Source organism: Mesorhizobium sp. M5C.F.Ca.IN.020.32.2.1 (genome assembly GCF_004023105.1).
In the GTDB taxonomy this organism is placed as follows: Bacteria; Pseudomonadota; Alphaproteobacteria; order Rhizobiales; family Rhizobiaceae; genus Mesorhizobium; species Mesorhizobium wenxiniae.
This window is the reverse complement of sequence record NZ_RZSX01000964.1, coordinates 1-2,235: the sequence shown is the minus strand read 5'-3', so window position 1 is coordinate 2,235 and position 2,235 is coordinate 1. Positions and strand designations below refer to the sequence as shown.

The 2,235-nt window shown below is 56.7% G+C and carries 2 protein-coding genes; both read right to left on the bottom strand.

Annotation, left to right across the window (positions count from 1 at the left end; genetic code table 11):
- A partial coding sequence (locus tag EOA86_RS31525) for a type II and III secretion system protein family protein (RefSeq protein ID WP_245497435.1) occupies positions 1-1,247 on the bottom strand: 1,247 nt, incomplete at its 3' end.
- Between the two features lie 71 nt (positions 1,248-1,318).
- Positions 1,319-2,005: a response regulator transcription factor gene (locus EOA86_RS31520; protein ID WP_029354874.1), complete on the bottom strand. Its 687-nt coding sequence runs from the start codon at positions 2,003-2,005 to the stop codon at positions 1,319-1,321.
- Between the last annotated feature and the right edge of the window lie 230 nt (positions 2,006-2,235).

The following is a 2,235-nucleotide window of genomic DNA, read 5'->3' as shown; positions in this document are numbered from 1 at the left end:
ATGTAAGGCGTAACTAGAATGACCAGTTCTGACTCCTCTTTTTGAAACGAGGACGAGCGAAAAAGCGGTCCCAGGATCGGCATTTCTCCGAGCCAGGGAAAGGCCCTGACATCATTGTTGACGTTCCGCCTGATTAGACCGCCGATTGCGAAGCTCTGCCCACTGGCGAGTTCGACGACCGTATCGGCTCGGCGCGTGGAAACTGCCGGCACGGAAATTCCGTTGATTTGCACGGCACCTTGCGTCGACAGTTCACTGACTTCGGGCGTTACGTGAATGTTGATTTGATTGTTGCTGAGAACTGTCGGCACAAATTCCAGACTGACGCCGAAGTGACGGAATTCAACCGATACCTGCCTGTTTTCCTGCAGGACAGGAATGGGAAATTCGCCGCCAGCTAGAAAGCTGGCTTTTTCACCCGACATAGCGGTGAGGTTCGGCTCAGCCAGGACGGAAGCTATATGCTCCTTGGCGAGCGCGTCGAGAACCGCGCTGACGTTGACGACACCGTTGTCGAATCCGATTTCTGCTGTACCGCCACCCTGGGTTGAACCAGATCCAGCGCTTGCACCGCTTCCGCTTAGAACGCCCACTTTGAAATTGCCGATTTGACCGAAGGCGGACAGGTTGACGCCAAGTGACTTCATGGCGCTGCGTGAGACTTCGGCTACGCGCACGCTGAGGTTAACTTGCAGGGATCCAGCGACCTTGATGTTGTTGACGACTTGCGCTCCGTCGCCCAGATATTGCTCAGTGACTCTTTTTGCGGTGTCGGCGACCTCTGCGTCGGGCGCCGTCCCGCTAAGGATTGCGCCGCGCGGCGTATAGTTGACGCGGATGGGATAGTCGCCGACCTGCTCCCGCAACATGGCGCGTAAATCCCCGATCGGTTGCGTGACAACGATACGCAATTCGGCGAGAGGCTCGCCGTTGCCGTCCAAGGCGAATAGGCTGGTCCGCCCCGATTTCTTGCCAAAGACGAAGATTGTTTTGCTCGATGGTGCCTGAAAATCCGCGATCGTCGGGTCAGCAACAAAGATGGTCGTGGCTGGCGCGGGCAGATGAACGGTCTCCCCGAGCGAAGAGGAAAGGGTCAGCGTGGCATTGATGCTATTCGAAGCCGCACGCGGCGCGCCTTTGTCCTGCTTGTTTTGCGCCGCGACACCAAGTGGGAAAGTCACAATAAGCGCGCAGAGGAGATGGCCCAGGTAACGGGGCACTGCAGGTCTCGGAACCTTGATGGCGATCGCCCGCCAATTGAGCGCAGGGCAAGGATGTTGAAGGATCAGCAAAATAGATCTTCTTTCGATTCGACAAACTATGCGGATGACGCGTCAGTCAATTCTAGAATGTAGCCAATGCCACGGATGGTCTTGATCCGTGGCGTTGCACCTGATCTGGTCAGATGTCCACGTAAACGATAGATTCCGACTTCAAGCGCGTTGGCAGACACGTCGTCGTTGAACGAATAGAGGTGATCTTCCAACTGCGCACGGGGCACGATGCGGCCTGCCCGGTTAAGCAGATGCTCTAGAATACAGAGTTCGCGACGTGCGATCATCATTGGGTGCCCAGCAACGAAAACCTGCCGGGCGACCGGATCGAAGTTGAGATTGCCAAATACGAGCCTCAGGTCGGTCATCTGTGACGCCCGGCGCAGAATGGCTCTCATTCTGGCGATAAGCTCATCGGTAGAGACGGGTTTGAGCAGAAAGTCGTCCGCACCACCGTTGAAGATCGCAATTCGCTTATCGAGATCGTTAAGGCTGCTCATAATGACGGCAGGAACTGAATGCCCGTGGGTCCTCAACTGCCTCAGCCAACCCAAGCCATCGCCATCTGGCAGAGCCAATTCCAGCAGGAGAATTTCATAGCTGGCGCAAGAAAATGCACTCGAGGCCAGTTCCAGAGTACCAACGACATCAACGACGAAGCCGCCATCCCCGAGCGCAAGTCGCATGGCGCGCGCAAGATCCGCATGATGATCCACGAGCAGCGTTCGCATTTCATCTCCTATCGAAGAGAGACGCGTCACCGGCGGCCATCTGATCGGAGCACACGGCGCACAACTCGTCGCATCTCTCGGAACAGGTCCGAGTTGGAGGGACATGCAAGTCGCTCGGTGGCAATAGGCGCGGGTGAGGACCAACTGACGGGCTCAAATACGCCGGTCGGCGAACCCACGACGCCAGCAACCCGCGTGCGATTTCTCGTTGCATCATCTCTCCTACGTGC